2 protein-coding genes are annotated in these 19,690 nt (G+C 59.7%); both read right to left on the bottom strand.

The window, feature by feature from the left end; genetic code table 11:
* Positions 1–41 precede the first annotated feature (41 nt).
* The gene (locus ABOK31_RS15140; protein ID WP_350019260.1) at positions 42–11,144 is read right to left on the bottom strand and encodes an amino acid adenylation domain-containing protein; all 11,103 of its coding nucleotides are present in this window, start codon (positions 11,142–11,144) and stop codon (positions 42–44) included.
* Positions 11,137–19,638 carry an amino acid adenylation domain-containing protein gene (locus ABOK31_RS15135; protein WP_349956542.1) on the bottom strand — a complete coding sequence of 2,834 codons (8,502 nt, stop codon included), beginning with the start codon at positions 19,636–19,638 and terminating at the stop codon, positions 11,137–11,139. The genes ABOK31_RS15140 and ABOK31_RS15135 overlap by 8 nt, the downstream gene beginning before the upstream one ends.
* Between the last annotated feature and the right edge of the window lie 52 nt (positions 19,639–19,690).

Here is a 19,690-nt window from a genome sequence, read left to right as displayed (position 1 = left end):
GCCTCTCAGTATATGGTGAAAAGGATGTGAGCCCCTTGTAATTACGGTTTGGGCACAGGGTATATGGCCGACCGCTCGCCGCCCAATGATTTCGAGGCTACTGTCTTTCCTGTAAGTGTATACTCTCGACGGCTGGTCGCAATTCTCAAGGTTATTTGTTCATCGTGGAATGTCACGGTCAACGTTTCAGTCTCGCCCTTTCCAAGAGAGTGCTGTTCGATTTCGATTGTGTTCTTGGTTAGCCGCCGCACCCGTGCGACCCCTATGCCATCCAATTGCACCGACTCAAGATACTCACCGTTCAAGCCGATACGCTGTCGAACGCGGAAGCTATTGGTTTGGCTTGGGTCTCGGTTGAATTCTGCCTCGTAGCAAGTATTGTTTTCAGAGAAATCGAATTGAAGCGAGTTCAGACCGACAGAATTCTTTGAAAAATAATACACGGTGTGAGAGAACATATCCAAGGTCGGCAGAAACGCCAAATCAAGATTCAATGGCGGTCCATAACCTCGATCGCCCATCTCATAGTCGATAGACCTGCTGGAGAGGTTGTCCAGTCTCTCAATTAGTGCAAGGAAATCGGCAAAGGGATAGGGCCTCTTTCCCGTCGAAACGACGACAAGGTCTGATTTGGGAACAATCAACATGATCTGCCGATTGTAGCCATTTGCCATGTAGCCACCTAGACCCGGCACACTCCAAAAGAACGTCGAGTACGCCCGATCACGATAGACCGTCCTTGCGCCTTCGGTCACGTGGCCGGTCCATCCTGAAGGGAGGATTCTTATTGAATTCCATCGCCCTTCGCGAAGATGCAGATATCCAATCTTAGCCATATCTAAGGGATGCAGGAAAAGACCATTCCCTCCATCGCTGATGCCTTTTGGATCGCTGCTCCAGTCGGTATCAGTTATTCTAAGAGGATCAAACAAGTGGCGTCGTGCAAAATCCCAAGCAGACGTTCCGGCGACGCTCGTGATAACCGCGGATATGAGGTGTGAATTGCCGCTATTATAATTGTAGTGATCTCCGGGTCTATGAGACATAGGTCTACGCAGAATGAAATCGACCCAATCATCTGCAAGACGCATTTCGTCAGCAGTGGTCGGGGTTCCTCGGCGAGGTCCGAGAGGTTCGGACCAATCAATGCCAGATGTCATATCTAGTAGATGTCGAAGGGTTATATCTTTCTTGTCGCTATACGAAGAAGAAAAATGTCCGAGGTATTTGTGCAGTTTATCGTCGGCGCTCTCGATGAGCTTTTGTTGAATGGCGATGCCGACTAAGCTTCCAAGAATGGATTTCGTTGCGGAGTTGAGCGCGTGCTTGATGCCGGATTTGAAGGGATGGAAGTATGTGTCGGCCACCAAATAGCCATGTCGGACGATACACAAACTGTCCATATCGACGGAGCGACCAAACTCCACCAGATCGTGGATGACATCACTCGCAAGCCCTTGTGTCTCAGGATCGGAAGTTTTCCATTCGGAGATCGGTGCACCGAAATACCGAACGGATTTCGTAAGGTCAGGAGATGCATCTTCGGCCCGTTCCGTTTGAGATGCGTCAACCGCGGATCTGATGCGATCTATGATCTGTGCGAAATGCTCCAGACGAGGCTCTCTAAAGAGCGTTCGATTGTCCAGTTCAATCGCAAAAGCATGCTTTGTGCGGGCTGTCAAATAGAGCCCTGTCAGCGAGTTTCCGCCGAGTTCGAAGAAGTTGTCATTGACACCGACCTGACTGACCTGGAGGACGTCGGCCCAGATGGCGGCGAGGATCTCTTCGGTGGGAGTGCGCGGAGCGATGTAGTCGGCGCGTGCCAGGCCGTTATCGTTGTTGGGACGGGGAAGAGCAGCGCGATCGATCTTGCCGTTCGCGGTCAGGGGCATCGCCTCGAGCGCGACAAAGGCGGCCGGCGCCATGTAGTCTGGCAAGGTGTTGAGGATATGAGCCCGCAAGTCCCTCGGGCTCGCCTCGCCGACAACATAGGCGAGGAGACGCTTGTCACCGGTCTGGTCCTCATGGGCGACGACGACAGCCTGGCGAACGTCTGGGTGGGACAGCAGCACGGCCTCGATCTCGCCGAGTTCGATGCGGAACCCGCGGATCTTGACCTGGTGGTCGGCGCGGCCGAGGAATTCCAGATTGCCATCCTTGCGCCAGCGCCCGAGATCGCCGGTGCGGTAGAGCCGGTCCCCTGAGCCGAATGGATTTTGCACGAAGCGTTCAGCTGTCAGGTCGGGGCGGTTGAGATAACCGCGAGCCAGGCCGACGCCGCCAATGTAAATCTCGCCGGTGGCGCCAATCGGAACCGCACACATATGACGATCCAGAACATAGACTTTCCGGTTGGCAATGGGCCTGCCTATGGGAACTATGCCCGAAGCTGGCTCATCCCCCACCATGAAGAAGGTGGAGGACATTGTGCATTCCGTCGGACCGTACTGATTTACGATTGGAAAGTGATGTCCCATCCTGCTTCTAGTGAGCCGGCATGTCTCGTAGCTCAAGGCCTCGCCGCAGGTCAGCAGGGCACGTAGCTCCATCAGAGGCTCCGCGACTTCCTCCAGAACGGGGGCAGTCAATGCGCTGGGCGTGACGCTCAATACGAGGCTGATCCCAGCCGAGGAGACGAAGCCAAGAGACGAAGCCCTGTCGGCTTGGTCGAGACCGTGGGGGACGACGAGCTTTGCGCCGGCGATAAGAGGGCACCATATGTCTCTGACGGAAGGGTCAAAGGAGATCGACGAGCTTTGCAGCACGCGATCCGAACTGGACAGGGAATAACGGCGGTTGAGAGTGGTGATGTAGTTCACCACGCCTTCATGGATGATCATGACGCCTTTTGGCTGTCCTGTTGATCCGGATGTATAGATGACATAGGCGAGGCTGATGGGGTCGGCGCCGGAAGCTGGGGGGGTGTCGGGGCAGGCCTCGATGACATCGTGATGGGCATCGAGATCGACGATGTTCTTGACCTGGTCGGGCAAGCTTGGGCGCGAGACTGTGCGGGTGACGACGACATGGGCTGCGGCGTCGCGCAGCATGTAGGCCAGCCGGTTCCTGGGGTAGGCCGGATCGAGCGGCAGGTAGGCGCCTCCGGCCTTCAGGATGGCGAGCATGGCGACGATCATCTCGGCAGAGCGGTCGACACACAGGCCGACAATAACCTCCGGGCCGACGCCCAGGCTCTGCAGGTGATGCGCGAGCTTGTTCGATCGCCGCTCAAGCTCCCGGTATGTGAGTTGCTGCTGATCATAAATGACGGCGACGGCGTCGGGGGTGAGGGCGGCTTGATCGGCGAAGAGCTCGTGCAGGAGCTTGTCGCGGGGGAAGTCGGCGGTGGTGTCGTTCCAGACGTCGAACAGCAGGTGCTGCTCGGCGTCTGTCAGCATCGGCAGACGGGATATTGGCTGTTCGGGGTCTGCCACGATGCCCTCCAGGAGGAGGCGATAGTGGTCCTTCAGACGTTCGATCGTGTCGTGCTCGAACAGATCGGTTGCATATTCCAGGGTGCCGGCGAGGCCGTTCTCCGTCTCCTGGAGATAGAGCGAGAGATCGAACTTTGCGGTGGCACGCTGTTCGGTGACGCGACGCAGGGTCATACCGGGGAGTTCCAACCTCTCCTGTGGCATGTTCTGCAGCACGACGAGCGTCTGGAAGATAGGCTGACGGCTCAGGTCGCGTGCCGGCCTGACCTCTTCGACCAGTCGATCAAAGGGCATCTCCTGATGTGCGTAGGCTTCCAGGGCGCCGTCACGGACCTGTCGCAGCAGCGTCCGGAAGTCGGGATCGCCGGCAAGACTTGTCCGCAAGGCCAGCATGTTGATGAAGAAGCCGATCAGGTCTTCGGTCTCGGCATGGGTGCGTCCCGCAACGGGGGTGCCGACAACGATATCGTCCTGTCCGCTCCACCGTGACAGGACGACTTTGAACGCCGCCAGCAGCACCATGAACAGGGTTGCACCCTCCTGGCGGGCCAGCACTGCGAGCGCCCCCGTCAGTTCCTTCGGCAGTTCGAAGGTGCAGCTGGCACCGCGATAGCTCTGGGTCAACGGACGGGGACGGTCGGTCGGAAGTTCGAGGGCGGGCGGTGCACCCGCCAGACGAGCCTTCCAGTAGGAGACCTGCCTGTCGAGCACCTCGCCCTGCAGCCAGCGTCTCTGCCAGACGGCGAAGTCGGCATATTGCACTGGCAGTCCGGCCAGAGGCGAAGGCCGGCCTTCCATGAAGGCGGTATATAACGCGCCGATCTCACGGATCACGATGGACATCGACCAGCCATCGGAGACGATGTGATGCATCGTCACCAAGATGATGTGCTCCTGGGCCGAAAGCCGCAACAGGGTTGCGCGGATCAGGGGGCCCTGCACCAGATCGAAGCGGTGCGCCGCCTCGTCCTGCTCGGCCCGCCGGATCGTGTCGGCGCGCTGGGCCGGGTCAAGACTGGACAGATCCATCAGCGCCAGCCGGAATGGGGCCGTCTCGTCGATTGCCTGGAAGACCTGGCCGTCGCGAGTGACGAAACGGGTGCGCAGAACCTCGTGTCTGCGCACGAGCTCCGCGAAGGCCCGCTCAAGGGCGACCACGTCGAGATTGCCGTCCATCCGCACCGCCGCGGCGATGTTATAGGCCGCACCGAGCGCTTCCAGCTGTTCCAGCACCCAGAGCCGGTTCTGCGAGAACGACAACGCGATCTCACCATCCCTCGCAACCGGCATAAGACGGGGGGACGTTACTCCTCGCTCTTGCCGCTGGATAATCTCGATGCGGTGTCCAAGTTCAACCACCCTTGGATCCTCGAAGAGGGAGCGCAACGGCAATTCGATGTTGAAGATGCTTCGGACCCGGGCGACCATGCGCATGGCCAGCAAGGAGTTTCCGCCGAGTTCGAAGAAGTTGTCATTGACACCGACCTGACTGACCTGGAGGACGTCGGCCCAGATGGCGGCGAGGATCTCTTCGGTGGGAGTGCGCGGAGCGATGTAGTCGGCGCGTGCCAGGCCGTTATCGTTGTTGGGACGGGGAAGAGCAGCGCGATCGATCTTGCCGTTCGCGGTCAGGGGCATCGCCTCGAGCGCGACAAAGGCGGCCGGCGCCATGTAGTCTGGCAAGGTGTTGAGGATATGAGCCCGCAAGTCCCTCGGGCTCGCCTCGCCGACAACATAGGCGAGGAGACGCTTGTCACCGGTCTGGTCCTCATGGGCGACGACGACAGCCTGGCGAACGTCTGGGTGGGACAGCAGCACGGCCTCGATCTCGCCGAGTTCGATGCGGAACCCGCGGATCTTGACCTGGTGGTCGGCGCGGCCGAGGAATTCCAGATTGCCATCCTTGCGCCAGCGCCCGAGATCGCCGGTGCGGTAGAGCCGGTCCCCTGAGCCGAATGGATTTTGCACGAAGCGTTCAGCTGTCAGGTCGGGGCGGTTGAGATAACCGCGAGCCAGGCCGACGCCGCCAATGTAAATCTCGCCGGTGGCGCCAATCGGAACCGCACACATATGACGATCCAGAACATAGACTTTCCGGTTGGCAATGGGCCTGCCTATGGGAACTATGCCCGAAGCTGGCTCATCCCCCACCATGAAGAAGGTGGAGGACATTGTGCATTCCGTCGGACCGTACTGATTTACGATTGGAAAGTGATGTCCCATCCTGCTTCTAGTGAGCCGGCATGTCTCGTAGCTCAAGGCCTCGCCGCAGGTCAGCAGGGCACGTAGCTCCATCAGAGGCTCCGCGACTTCCTCCAGAACGGGGGCAGTCAATGCGCTGGGCGTGACGCTCAATACGAGGCTGATCCCAGCCGAGGAGACGAAGCCAAGAGACGAAGCCCTGTCGGCTTGGTCGAGACCGTGGGGGACGACGAGCTTTGCGCCGGCGATAAGAGGGCACCATATGTCTCTGACGGAAGGGTCAAAGGAGATCGACGAGCTTTGCAGCACGCGATCCGAACTGGACAGGGAATAACGGCGGTTGAGAGTGGTGATGTAGTTCACCACGCCTTCATGGATGATCATGACGCCTTTTGGCTGTCCTGTTGATCCGGATGTATAGATGACATAGGCGAGGCTGATGGGGTCGGCGCCGGAAGCTGGGGGGGTGTCGGGGCAGGCCTCGATGACATCGTGATGGGCATCGAGATCGACGATGTTCTTGACCTGGTCGGGCAAGCTTGGGCGCGAGACTGTGCGGGTGACGACGACATGGGCTGCGGCGTCGCGCAGCATGTAGGCCAGCCGGTTCCTGGGGTAGGCCGGATCGAGCGGCAGGTAGGCGCCTCCGGCCTTCAGGATGGCGAGCATGGCGACGATCATCTCGGCAGAGCGGTCGACACACAGGCCGACAATAACCTCCGGGCCGACGCCCAGGCTCTGCAGGTGATGCGCGAGCTTGTTCGATCGCCGCTCAAGCTCCCGGTATGTGAGTTGCTGCTGATCATAAATGACGGCGACGGCGTCGGGGGTGAGGGCGGCTTGATCGGCGAAGAGCTCGTGCAGGAGCTTGTCGCGGGGGAAGTCGGCGGTGGTGTCGTTCCAGACGTCGAACAGCAGGTGCTGCTCGGCGTCTGTCAGCATCGGCAGACGGGATATTGGCTGTTCGGGGTCTGCCACGATGCCCTCCAGGAGGAGGCGATAGTGGTCCTTCAGACGTTCGATCGTGTCGTGCTCGAACAGATCGGTTGCATATTCCAGGGTGCCGGCGAGGCCGTTCTCCGTCTCCTGGAGATAGAGCGAGAGATCGAACTTTGCGGTGGCACGCTGTTCGGTGACGCGACGCAGGGTCATACCGGGGAGTTCCAACCTCTCCTGTGGCATGTTCTGCAGCACGACGAGCGTCTGGAAGATAGGCTGACGGCTCAGGTCGCGTGCCGGCCTGACCTCTTCGACCAGTCGATCAAAGGGCATCTCCTGATGTGCGTAGGCTTCCAGGGCGCCGTCACGGACCTGTCGCAGCAGCGTCCGGAAGTCGGGATCGCCGGCAAGACTTGTCCGCAAGGCCAGCATGTTGATGAAGAAGCCGATCAGGTCTTCGGTCTCGGCATGGGTGCGTCCCGCAACGGGGGTGCCGACAACGATATCGTCCTGTCCGCTCCACCGTGACAGGACGACTTTGAACGCCGCCAGCAGCACCATGAACAGGGTTGCACCCTCCTGGCGGGCCAGCACTGCGAGCGCCCCCGTCAGTTCCTTCGGCAGTTCGAAGGTGCAGCTGGCACCGCGATAGCTCTGGGTCAACGGACGGGGACGGTCGGTCGGAAGTTCGAGGGCGGGCGGTGCACCCGCCAGACGAGCCTTCCAGTAGGAGACCTGCCTGTCGAGCACCTCGCCCTGCAGCCAGCGTCTCTGCCAGACGGCGAAGTCGGCATATTGCACTGGCAGTCCGGCCAGAGGCGAAGGCCGGCCTTCCATGAAGGCGGTATATAACGCGCCGATCTCACGGATCACGATGGACATCGACCAGCCATCGGAGACGATGTGATGCATCGTCACCAAGATGATGTGCTCCTGGGCCGAAAGCCGCAACAGGGTTGCGCGGATCAGGGGGCCCTGCACCAGATCGAAGCGGTGCGCCGCCTCGTCCTGCTCGGCCCGCCGGATCGTGTCGGCGCGCTGGGCCGGGTCAAGACTGGACAGATCCATCAGCGCCAGCCGGAATGGGGCCGTCTCGTCGATTGCCTGGAAGACCTGGCCGTCGCGAGTGACGAAACGGGTGCGCAGAACCTCGTGTCTGCGCACGAGCTCCGCGAAGGCCCGCTCAAGGGCGACCACGTCGAGATTGCCGTCCATCCGCACCGCCGCGGCGATGTTATAGGCCGCACCGAGCGCTTCCAGCTGTTCCAGCACCCAGAGCCGGTTCTGCGAGAACGACAACGCGATCTCACCATCCCTCGCAACCGGCATAAGACGGGGGGACGTTACTCCTCGCTCTTGCCGCTGGATAATCTCGATGCGGTGTCCAAGTTCAACCACCCTTGGATCCTCGAAGAGGGAGCGCAACGGCAATTCGATGTTGAAGATGCTTCGGACCCGGGCGACCATGCGCATGGCCAGCAAGGAGTTTCCGCCGAGTTCGAAGAAGTTGTCATTGACACCGACCTGACTGACCTGGAGGACGTCGGCCCAGATGGCGGCGAGGATCTCTTCGGTGGGAGTGCGCGGAGCGATGTAGTCGGCGCGTGCCAGGCCGTTATCGTTGTTGGGACGGGGAAGAGCAGCGCGATCGATCTTGCCGTTCGCGGTCAGGGGCATCGCCTCGAGCGCGACAAAGGCGGCCGGCGCCATGTAGTCTGGCAAGGTGTTGAGGATATGAGCCCGCAAGTCCCTCGGGCTCGCCTCGCCGACAACATAGGCGAGGAGACGCTTGTCACCGGTCTGGTCCTCATGGGCGACGACGACAGCCTGGCGAACGTCTGGGTGGGACAGCAGCACGGCCTCGATCTCGCCGAGTTCGATGCGGAACCCGCGGATCTTGACCTGGTGGTCGGCGCGGCCGAGGAATTCCAGATTGCCATCCTTGCGCCAGCGCCCGAGATCGCCGGTGCGGTAGAGCCGGTCCCCTGAGCCGAATGGATTTTGCACGAAGCGTTCAGCTGTCAGGTCGGGGCGGTTGAGATAACCGCGAGCCAGGCCGACGCCGCCAATGTAAATCTCGCCGGTGGCGCCAATCGGAACCGCACACATATGACGATCCAGAACATAGACTTGAGTATTCGACAGTGGTCGGCCAATCAGCGGTAACCCGTTGGAAGTAACCGGATGAATTAAGGACCAAATAGTCGTTTCAGTGGGGCCATATAAGTTCCACGCTCTTCGCTCGTGTTTCGAAAAGAATTGGAGGAGATCCTTTGTGACCGCCTCTCCGCCACAAAGAATTTTCACATCTTCGTTGGGAAGCCATTCCGATGACTGCAACATTATCCAGGTGGACGGAGTCGCTTGTATTGTTGAGATCTTATTTTCTGAAAGGAAAAGCTTCAGTCTGGTACCGTCATTCGCTATAGAGCGCGAAACAATTAACAATTTTGCTCCCGTGATCAGAGGCAGAAAAATCTCCAGTTCTGCAATGTCGAAAGTGATCGGCGTGAGGGCGGCGAGGACGTCGTCGCATGTGAAATCTAAGCGAACTTGTACAGCGACCAGTAAGTTCACCACGCCTTCATGGATGATCATGACGCCTTTTGGCTGTCCTGTTGATCCGGATGTATAGATGACATAGGCGAGGCTGATGGGGTCGGCGCCGGAAGCTGGGGGGGTGTCGGGGCAGGCCTCGATGACATCGTGATGGGCATCGAGATCGACGATGTTCTTGACCTGGTCGGGCAAGCTTGGGCGCGAGACTGTGCGGGTGACGACGACATGGGCTGCGGCGTCGCGCAGCATGTAGGCCAGCCGGTTCCTGGGGTAGGCCGGATCGAGCGGCAGGTAGGCGCCTCCGGCCTTCAGGATGGCGAGCATGGCGACGATCATCTCGGCAGAGCGGTCGACACACAGGCCGACAATAACCTCCGGGCCGACGCCCAGGCTCTGCAGGTGATGCGCGAGCTTGTTCGATCGCCGCTCAAGCTCCCGGTATGTGAGTTGCTGCTGATCATAAATGACGGCGACGGCGTCGGGGGTGAGGGCGGCTTGATCGGCGAAGAGCTCGTGCAGGAGCTTGTCGCGGGGGAAGTCGGCGGTGGTGTCGTTCCAGACGTCGAACAGCAGGTGCTGCTCGGCGTCTGTCAGCATCGGCAGACGGGATATTGGCTGTTCGGGGTCTGCCACGATGCCCTCCAGGAGGAGGCGATAGTGGTCCTTCAGACGTTCGATCGTGTCGTGCTCGAACAGATCGGTTGCATATTCCAGGGTGCCGGCGAGGCCGTTCTCCGTCTCCTGGAGATAGAGCGAGAGATCGAACTTTGCGGTGGCACGCTGTTCGGTGACGCGACGCAGGGTCATACCGGGGAGTTCCAACCTCTCCTGTGGCATGTTCTGCAGCACGACGAGCGTCTGGAAGATAGGCTGACGGCTCAGGTCGCGTGCCGGCCTGACCTCTTCGACCAGTCGATCAAAGGGCATCTCCTGATGTGCGTAGGCTTCCAGGGCGCCGTCACGGACCTGTCGCAGCAGCGTCCGGAAGTCGGGATCGCCGGCAAGACTTGTCCGCAAGGCCAGCATGTTGATGAAGAAGCCGATCAGGTCTTCGGTCTCGGCATGGGTGCGTCCCGCAACGGGGGTGCCGACAACGATATCGTCCTGTCCGCTCCACCGTGACAGGACGACTTTGAACGCCGCCAGCAGCACCATGAACAGGGTTGCACCCTCCTGGCGGGCCAGCACTGCGAGCGCCCCCGTCAGTTCCTTCGGCAGTTCGAAGGTGCAGCTGGCACCGCGATAGCTCTGGGTCAACGGACGGGGACGGTCGGTCGGAAGTTCGAGGGCGGGCGGTGCACCCGCCAGACGAGCCTTCCAGTAGGAGACCTGCCTGTCGAGCACCTCGCCCTGCAGCCAGCGTCTCTGCCAGACGGCGAAGTCGGCATATTGCACTGGCAGTCCGGCCAGAGGCGAAGGCCGGCCTTCCATGAAGGCGGTATATAACGCGCCGATCTCACGGATCACGATGGACATCGACCAGCCATCGGAGACGATGTGATGCATCGTCACCAAGATGATGTGCTCCTGGGCCGAAAGCCGCAACAGGGTTGCGCGGATCAGGGGGCCCTGCACCAGATCGAAGCGGTGCGCCGCCTCGTCCTGCTCGGCCCGCCGGATCGTGTCGGCGCGCTGGGCCGGGTCAAGACTGGACAGATCCATCAGCGCCAGCCGGAATGGGGCCGTCTCGTCGATTGCCTGGAAGACCTGGCCGTCGCGAGTGACGAAACGGGTGCGCAGAACCTCGTGTCTGCGCACGAGCTCCGCGAAGGCCCGCTCAAGGGCGACCACGTCGAGATTGCCGTCCATCCGCACCGCCGCGGCGATGTTATAGGCCGCACCGAGCGCTTCCAGCTGTTCCAGCACCCAGAGCCGGTTCTGCGAGAACGACAACGCGATCTCACCATCCCTCGCAACCGGCATAAGACGGGGGGACGGCACGTCTGTGCCTAGCAACAGCCTGAGAAGCTCCGCACGTTTGGCGGACTGAACTTCTTTGGCGTCATCCATGAATTTTATCTTTCTTGAGCTGATCAAGCATCAGTTGCACCTCATCATCTGTCATCGACAGGATCATCTTTTGGGTATGTGCGATCTTGCTTCCACGATCAGGTAGCATCCCGTCCAGAATCGAGCTCAATCTATAGACATTGGGATCCTCGAAGAGGGAGCGCAACGGCAATTCGATGTTGAAGATGCTTCGGACCCGGGCGACCATGCGCATGGCCAGCAAGGAGTTTCCGCCGAGTTCGAAGAAGTTGTCATTGACACCGACCTGACTGACCTGGAGGACGTCGGCCCAGATGGCGGCGAGGATCTCTTCGGTGGGAGTGCGCGGAGCGATGTAGTCGGCGCGTGCCAGGCCGTTATCGTTGTTGGGACGGGGAAGAGCAGCGCGATCGATCTTGCCGTTCGCGGTCAGGGGCATCGCCTCGAGCGCGACAAAGGCGGCCGGCGCCATGTAGTCTGGCAAGGTGTTGAGGATATGAGCCCGCAAGTCCCTCGGGCTCGCCTCGCCGACAACATAGGCGAGGAGACGCTTGTCACCGGTCTGGTCCTCATGGGCGACGACGACAGCCTGGCGAACGTCTGGGTGGGACAGCAGCACGGCCTCGATCTCGCCGAGTTCGATGCGGAACCCGCGGATCTTGACCTGGTGGTCGGCGCGGCCGAGGAATTCCAGATTGCCATCCTTGCGCCAGCGCCCGAGATCGCCGGTGCGGTAGAGCCGGTCCCCTGAGCCGAATGGATTTTGCACGAAGCGTTCAGCTGTCAGGTCGGGGCGGTTGAGATAACCGCGAGCCAGGCCGACGCCGCCAATGTAAATCTCGCCGGTGGCGCCAATCGGAACCGCACACATATGACGGTCCAGAACATAGACTTGAGTATTCGACAGTGGTCGGCCAATCAGCACGCTTTCATCTCGATTGGAGATTATGAACGCGGTCGCATCTCCGGCGACTTCGGAGCTGCCGTATAGATTTATGATTCTAATATGAGGTATGGTCTCGAACGCACGTCGCAGAAGAGCTCGATCGAACATCTCGCCACTAATGGTAATCCGTCGCAAAGAGTATAGTTTTCGCCCCGCATCCGGCACGAGTAACAATTGCTCCAACAATGTCGGGACAAGGATCAGCCGGCTTATTGCCCTTTGAAAGATGAGTTCAGCTAAAGCTGAGGCGTCGGCGGTGTTAGGGCGAGAGATAATGACGAGAACCGATCCGTAGACCAATGGTCCGATCATCTCGAAGATGGAATCGACAAAGTTAATCGCTGTTTTTTGAGCGCAGACTTCAACTGGCGTTATTGGATCGAAAGTCCTTTGCGCAAATATTCGATTGACCATGCTGAGATGAGGGGCGCCGACGCCTTTTGGCTGTCCTGTTGATCCGGATGTATAGATGACATAGGCGAGGCTGATGGGGTCGGCGCCGGAAGCTGGGGGGGTGTCGGGGCAGGCCTCGATGACATCGTGATGGGCATCGAGATCGACGATGTTCTTGACCTGGTCGGGCAAGCTTGGGCGCGAGACTGTGCGGGTGACGACGACATGGGCTGCGGCGTCGCGCAGCATGTAGGCCAGCCGGTTCCTGGGGTAGGCCGGATCGAGCGGCAGGTAGGCGCCTCCGGCCTTCAGGATGGCGAGCATGGCGACGATCATCTCGGCAGAGCGGTCGACACACAGGCCGACAATAACCTCCGGGCCGACGCCCAGGCTCTGCAGGTGATGCGCGAGCTTGTTCGATCGCCGCTCAAGCTCCCGGTATGTGAGTTGCTGCTGATCATAAATGACGGCGACGGCGTCGGGGGTGAGGGCGGCTTGATCGGCGAAGAGCTCGTGCAGGAGCTTGTCGCGGGGGAAGTCGGCGGTGGTGTCGTTCCAGACGTCGAACAGCAGGTGCTGCTCGGCGTCTGTCAGCATCGGCAGACGGGATATTGGCTGTTCGGGGTCTGCCACGATGCCCTCCAGGAGGAGGCGATAGTGGTCCTTCAGACGTTCGATCGTGTCGTGCTCGAACAGATCGGTTGCATATTCCAGGGTGCCGGCGAGGCCGTTCTCCGTCTCCTGGAGATAGAGCGAGAGATCGAACTTTGCGGTGGCACGCTGTTCGGTGACGCGACGCAGGGTCATACCGGGGAGTTCCAACCTCTCCTGTGGCATGTTCTGCAGCACGACGAGCGTCTGGAAGATAGGCTGACGGCTCAGGTCGCGTGCCGGCCTGACCTCTTCGACCAGTCGATCAAAGGGCATCTCCTGATGTGCGTAGGCTTCCAGGGCGCCGTCACGGACCTGTCGCAGCAGCGTCCGGAAGTCGGGATCGCCGGCAAGACTTGTCCGCAAGGCCAGCATGTTGATGAAGAAGCCGATCAGGTCTTCGGTCTCGGCATGGGTGCGTCCCGCAACGGGGGTGCCGACAACGATATCGTCCTGTCCGCTCCACCGTGACAGGACGACTTTGAACGCCGCCAGCAGCACCATGAACAGGGTTGCACCCTCCTGGCGGGCCAGCACTGCGAGCGCCCCCGTCAGTTCCTTCGGCAGTTCGAAGGTGCAGCTGGCACCGCGATAGCTCTGGGTCAACGGACGGGGACGGTCGGTCGGAAGTTCGAGGGCGGGCGGTGCACCCGCCAGACGAGCCTTCCAGTAGGAGACCTGCCTGTCGAGCACCTCGCCCTGCAGCCAGCGTCTCTGCCAGACGGCGAAGTCGGCATATTGCACTGGCAGTCCGGCCAGAGGCGAAGGCCGGCCTTCCATGAAGGCGGTATATAACGCGCCGATCTCACGGATCACGATGGACATCGACCAGCCATCGGAGACGATGTGATGCATCGTCACCAAGATGATGTGCTCCTGGGCCGAAAGCCGCAACAGGGTTGCGCGGATCAGGGGGCCCTGCACCAGATCGAAGCGGTGCGCCGCCTCGTCCTGCTCGGCCCGCCGGATCGTGTCGGCGCGCTGGGCCGGGTCAAGACTGGACAGATCCATCAGCGCCAGCCGGAATGGGGCCGTCTCGTCGATTGCCTGGAAGACCTGGCCGTCGCGAGTGACGAAACGGGTGCGCAGAACCTCGTGTCTGCGCACGAGCTCCGCGAAGGCCCGCTCAAGGGCGACCACGTCGAGATTGCCGTCCATCCGCACCGCCGCGGCGATGTTATAGGCCGCACCGAGCGCTTCCAGCTGTTCCAGCACCCAGAGCCGGTTCTGCGAGAACGACAACGCGATCTCACCATCCCTCGCAACCGGCATAAGACGGGGGGACGTTACTCCTCGCTCTTGCCGCTGGATAATCTCGATGCGGTGTCCAAGTTCAACCACCCTTGGATCCTCGAAGAGGGAGCGCAACGGCAATTCGATGTTGAAGATGCTTCGGACCCGGGCGACCATGCGCATGGCCAGCAAGGAGTTTCCGCCGAGTTCGAAGAAGTTGTCATTGACACCGACCTGACTGACCTGGAGGACGTCGGCCCAGATGGCGGCGAGGATCTCTTCGGTGGGAGTGCGCGGAGCGATGTAGTCGGCGCGTGCCAGGCCGTTATCGTTGTTGGGACGGGGAAGAGCAGCGCGATCGATCTTGCCGTTCGCGGTCAGGGGCATCGCCTCGAGCGCGACAAAGGCGGCCGGCGCCATGTAGTCTGGCAAGGTGTTGAGGATATGAGCCCGCAAGTCCCTCGGGCTCGCCTCGCCGACAACATAGGCGAGGAGACGCTTGTCACCGGTCTGGTCCTCATGGGCGACGACGACAGCCTGGCGAACGTCTGGGTGGGACAGCAGCACGGCCTCGATCTCGCCGAGTTCGATGCGGAACCCGCGGATCTTGACCTGGTGGTCGGCGCGGCCGAGGAATTCCAGATTGCCATCCTTGCGCCAGCGCCCGAGATCGCCGGTGCGGTAGAGCCGGTCCCCTGAGCCGAATGGATTTTGCACGAAGCGTTCAGCTGTCAGGTCGGGGCGGTTGAGATAACCGCGAGCCAGGCCGACGCCGCCAATGTAAATCTCGCCGGTGGCGCCAATCGGAACCGCACACATATGACGATCCAGAACATAGACTTTCCGGTTGGCAATGGGCCTGCCTATGGGAACTATGCCCGAAGCTGGCTCATCCCCCACCATGAAGAAGGTGGAGGACATTGTGCATTCCGTCGGACCGTACTGATTTACGATTGGAAAGTGATGTCCCATCCTGCTTCTAGTGAGCCGGCATGTCTCGTAGCTCAAGGCCTCGCCGCAGGTCAGCAGGGCACGTAGCTCCATCAGAGGCTCCGCGACTTCCTCCAGAACGGGGGCAGTCAATGCGCTGGGCGTGACGCTCAATACGAGGCTGATCCCAGCCGAGGAGACGAAGCCAAGAGACGAAGCCCTGTCGGCTTGGTCGAGACCGTGGGGGACGACGAGCTTTGCGCCGGCGATAAGAGGGCACCATATGTCTCTGACGGAAGGGTCAAAGGAGATCGACGAGCTTTGCAGCACGCGATCCGAACTGGACAGGGAATAACGGCGGTTGAGAGTGGTGATGTAGTTCACCACGCCTTCATGGATGATCATGACGCCTTTTGGCTGTCCTGTTGATCCGGATGTATAGATGACATAGGCGAGGCTGATGGGGTCGGCGCCGGAAGCTGGGGGGGTGTCGGGGCAGGCCTCGATGACATCGTGATGGGCATCGAGATCGACGATGTTCTTGACCTGGTCGGGCAAGCTTGGGCGCGAGACTGTGCGGGTGACGACGACATGGGCTGCGGCGTCGCGCAGCATGTAGGCCAGCCGGTTCCTGGGGTAGGCCGGATCGAGCGGCAGGTAGGCGCCTCCGGCCTTCAGGATGGCGAGCATGGCGACGATCATCTCGGCAGAGCGGTCGACACACAGGCCGACAATAACCTCCGGGCCGACGCCCAGGCTCTGCAGGTGATGCGCGAGCTTGTTCGATCGCCGCTCAAGCTCCCGGTATGTGAGTTGCTGCTGATCATAAATGACGGCGACGGCGTCGGGGGTGAGGGCGGCTTGATCGGCGAAGAGCTCGTGCAGGAGCTTGTCGCGGGGGAAGTCGGCGGTGGTGTCGTTCCAGACGTCGAACAGCAGGTGCTGCTCGGCGTCTGTCAGCATCGGCAGACGGGATATTGGCTGTTCGGGGTCTGCCACGATGCCCTCCAGGAGGAGGCGATAGTGGTCCTTCAGACGTTCGATCGTGTCGTGCTCGAACAGATCGGTTGCATATTCCAGGGTGCCGGCGAGGCCGTTCTCCGTCTCCTGGAGATAGAGCGAGAGATCGAACTTTGCGGTGGCACGCTGTTCGGTGACGCGACGCAGGGTCATACCGGGGAGTTCCAACCTCTCCTGTGGCATGTTCTGCAGCACGACGAGCGTCTGGAAGATAGGCTGACGGCTCAGGTCGCGTGCCGGCCTGACCTCTTCGACCAGTCGATCAAAGGGCATCTCCTGATGTGCGTAGGCTTCCAGGGCGCCGTCACGGACCTGTCGCAGCAGCGTCCGGAAGTCGGGATCGCCGGCAAGACTTGTCCGCAAGGCCAGCATGTTGATGAAGAAGCCGATCAGGTCTTCGGTCTCGGCATGGGTGCGTCCCGCAACGGGGGTGCCGACAACGATATCGTCCTGTCCGCTCCACCGTGACAGGACGACTTTGAACGCCGCCAGCAGCACCATGAACAGGGTTGCACCCTCCTGGCGGGCCAGCACTGCGAGCGCCCCCGTCAGTTCCTTCGGCAGTTCGAAGGTGCAGCTGGCACCGCGATAGCTCTGGGTCAACGGACGGGGACGGTCGGTCGGAAGTTCGAGGGCGGGCGGTGCACCCGCCAGACGAGCCTTCCAGTAGGAGACCTGCCTGTCGAGCACCTCGCCCTGCAGCCAGCGTCTCTGCCAGACGGCGAAGTCGGCATATTGCACTGGCAGTCCGGCCAGAGGCGAAGGCCGGCCTTCCATGAAGGCGGTATATAACGCGCCGATCTCACGGATCACGATGGACATCGACCAGCCATCGGAGACGATGTGATGCATCGTCACCAAGATGATGTGCTCCTGGGCCGAAAGCCGCAACAGGGTTGCGCGGATCAGGGGGCCCTGCACCAGATCGAAGCGGTGCGCCGCCTCGTCCTGCTCGGCCCGCCGGATCGTGTCGGCGCGCTGGGCCGGGTCAAGACTGGACAGATCCATCAGCGCCAGCCGGAATGGGGCCGTCTCGTCGATTGCCTGGAAGACCTGGCCGTCGCGAGTGACGAAACGGGTGCGCAGAACCTCGTGTCTGCGCACGAGCTCCGCGAAGGCCCGCTCAAGGGCGACCACGTCGAGATTGCCGTCCATCCGCACCGCCGCGGCGATGTTATAGGCCGCACCGAGCGCTTCCAGCTGTTCCAGCACCCAGAGCCGGTTCTGCGAGAACGACAACGCGATCTCACCATCCCTCGCAACCGGCATAAGACGGGGGGACGGTTTACTTTTAGAATAACTCGGATCAATCCTCGGGATGCTCAGATCATCGATCGATCTGAGTTCCCGAATCTTGCGCGCCAATTCCACAACGGTGCTTGGACCGAACAAGACGTCGGATGGTATGGAAACATTGAACAACTCCTCGATCCTGTTGGAAAATCTCATGATTTCAATAGAATCGAAGCCAAGATGAACAAGCGAGCTTTCGAGATCGAGTGGTTGCTGAGGTGACGCTTCAGGATGAAGTATATCTTGGATGGAAGATGAGATGGCTGCGAGCACATCGTCAATTTCGTGGTGCTGGGTGATCCCTTCCGTCAGCGAACGGGTCTCATCCTTGTCAAGTCGCCACAGATGGATCGTAGATAGTTCACCTGACTGAAATGCCTGTCTCGTTGCTGCGCGTCGAACTTTGCCACTGGTGGTCTTTGGAAGTGCTCCTTTTTGCACAAAAGCAATTGAATGCAGGATGATGGCATGGTCGTCCACCAGCCTTTTCCGAAGAACTTGGACAATTTCTTCGAAATGGGCTTTCCATTTGTGCTCAACTTCACAGACGACAGCCACTCGTTCCACATTGTCGATCTCTGTCGCAAAAGCGGCGGTCGTTCCTGCTTTGATGGCGACATGACTGCTTTCTATTAATCCTTCTATATCGTGGGGATAGATATTTTGGCCGTTTATGACAATTAAGTCTTTAATCCTCCCGACAACGAAGAGATGCTCGTTATATGTGAATCCAAGATCCCCCGATCGGAGGTATGCAATATTTTCATTCTGGATATTGGCTCTGAATACTTCAGTTGTTGCAAATTCATTATTCCAATACCCCAAGCCGACATGCGGTCCTTTAATCCAGATCTCACCGATTTTCTCCTTTGGGCAACGCGTTCTCGTTTGTGGATCAACGATTTCTATTTTGCAGGATTCAAGGACAGTGCCAGATGAGACTAGTCTGGTAACATCAATTCCGCTGTCTGCTGGCGCTTCCACCACAGCGCCAGACCGGAATGCGCTCGTATCAACCGAAAGACTGGCAAAGCCGCGAAACGAGGGACCACCCGCGACCATTAAAGTGGACTCCGCAAGTCCATAGCACGGATAAATCGCTTTACGGGAAAAACCGGCGAAACTGAATCTTTCTTGGAACCGCCGCAACGTTGCTTCGCGAATCGGCTCCGCTCCGTTGTATGCGACTGTCCAGGACTTCAAATTGATGTCGAGGATCTCGGCGTCAGGAATACGCAAACATGCTTCGAACGCAAAATTAGGCCCGCCTGAAATAGTAACGCGATTTTCGGAGATGGCTTTTAACCATGACGCCGGTCGAGACATCGCAGAAAAATGCGACATGAGGAATACTGGAAAGCCGGCCACCATTGGTGTGACAATGCCCCCTACAAGCCCCATATCATGGTAATGCGGCACCCAGTTGAGGCCGACGCTATCCTTACTCAATCCCGTCGCATTAATCATTGAGCGAGCGGTAAAGATCAGATTGGCATCCGAAATCATAACGCCTTTTGGCGTCGACGTGGAGCCGGAGGTATATTGCAGGACAGCTGTTCTAGGAGACAAGCTAGCGCTTGAACTCACATCCCATAAGGCGGGAGCCTCCGGTATCGCGTCTGTGCAAAGTACCGTCGCTTTACCCAACTCCAACTTTTGTTGGCTTAGCCGTCGTGAAGTGTCGCTGTCGGTAAGTACTACCGACGGCGCACAATTGGAAATCATGTGATTAAAAAGTGCACGATCGCGAGGCCGGAAGATTACCGGGACAGGGACCGCAATTACTCCCGCAAGATGGCACGCCCAAAATGCTTTCACAAAATCCAAGCCGGGTGGATAGCAAAGCACCGCACGGCCGTTGGCCTCGACATGATCTTGAAGACTATATGCTATATCGCGAACGGCGCAGTAAAGCTGACCATAAGTTATACTCTCCGTCACCGTCGTGGTATGCAGAAAGTTGTAGGCGATATCATCTGCTCTGAGGTGGGCGTTGCGACGGAAGACGTCGACGAGTCCCTCGACGTCGTGTCCTTCTAGGGAAGCCATTTCCTGTCCTTAAAGCTGATCGTCAATCGCAATGGGGAGATTCCATCCACTG

It is taken from the genome of Rhizobium sp. ZPR4 (assembly GCF_040215725.1).
Taxonomy (GTDB): domain Bacteria; phylum Pseudomonadota; class Alphaproteobacteria; order Rhizobiales; family Rhizobiaceae; genus Rhizobium; species Rhizobium rhizogenes_D.
This window is presented reverse-complemented; position numbering and strand designations above follow the sequence as displayed.

Bases quoted from the DNA above. Each gene is read 5' to 3' on its own strand.
- ABOK31_RS15140 (WP_350019260.1), bottom strand. From the start codon at position 11,144: ATGGATGACGCCAAAGAAGTTCAGTCCGCCAAACGTGCGGAGCTTCTC.
- ABOK31_RS15135 (WP_349956542.1), bottom strand. From the start codon at position 19,638: ATGGCTTCCCTAGAAGGACACGACGTCGAGGGACTCGTCGACGTCTTC.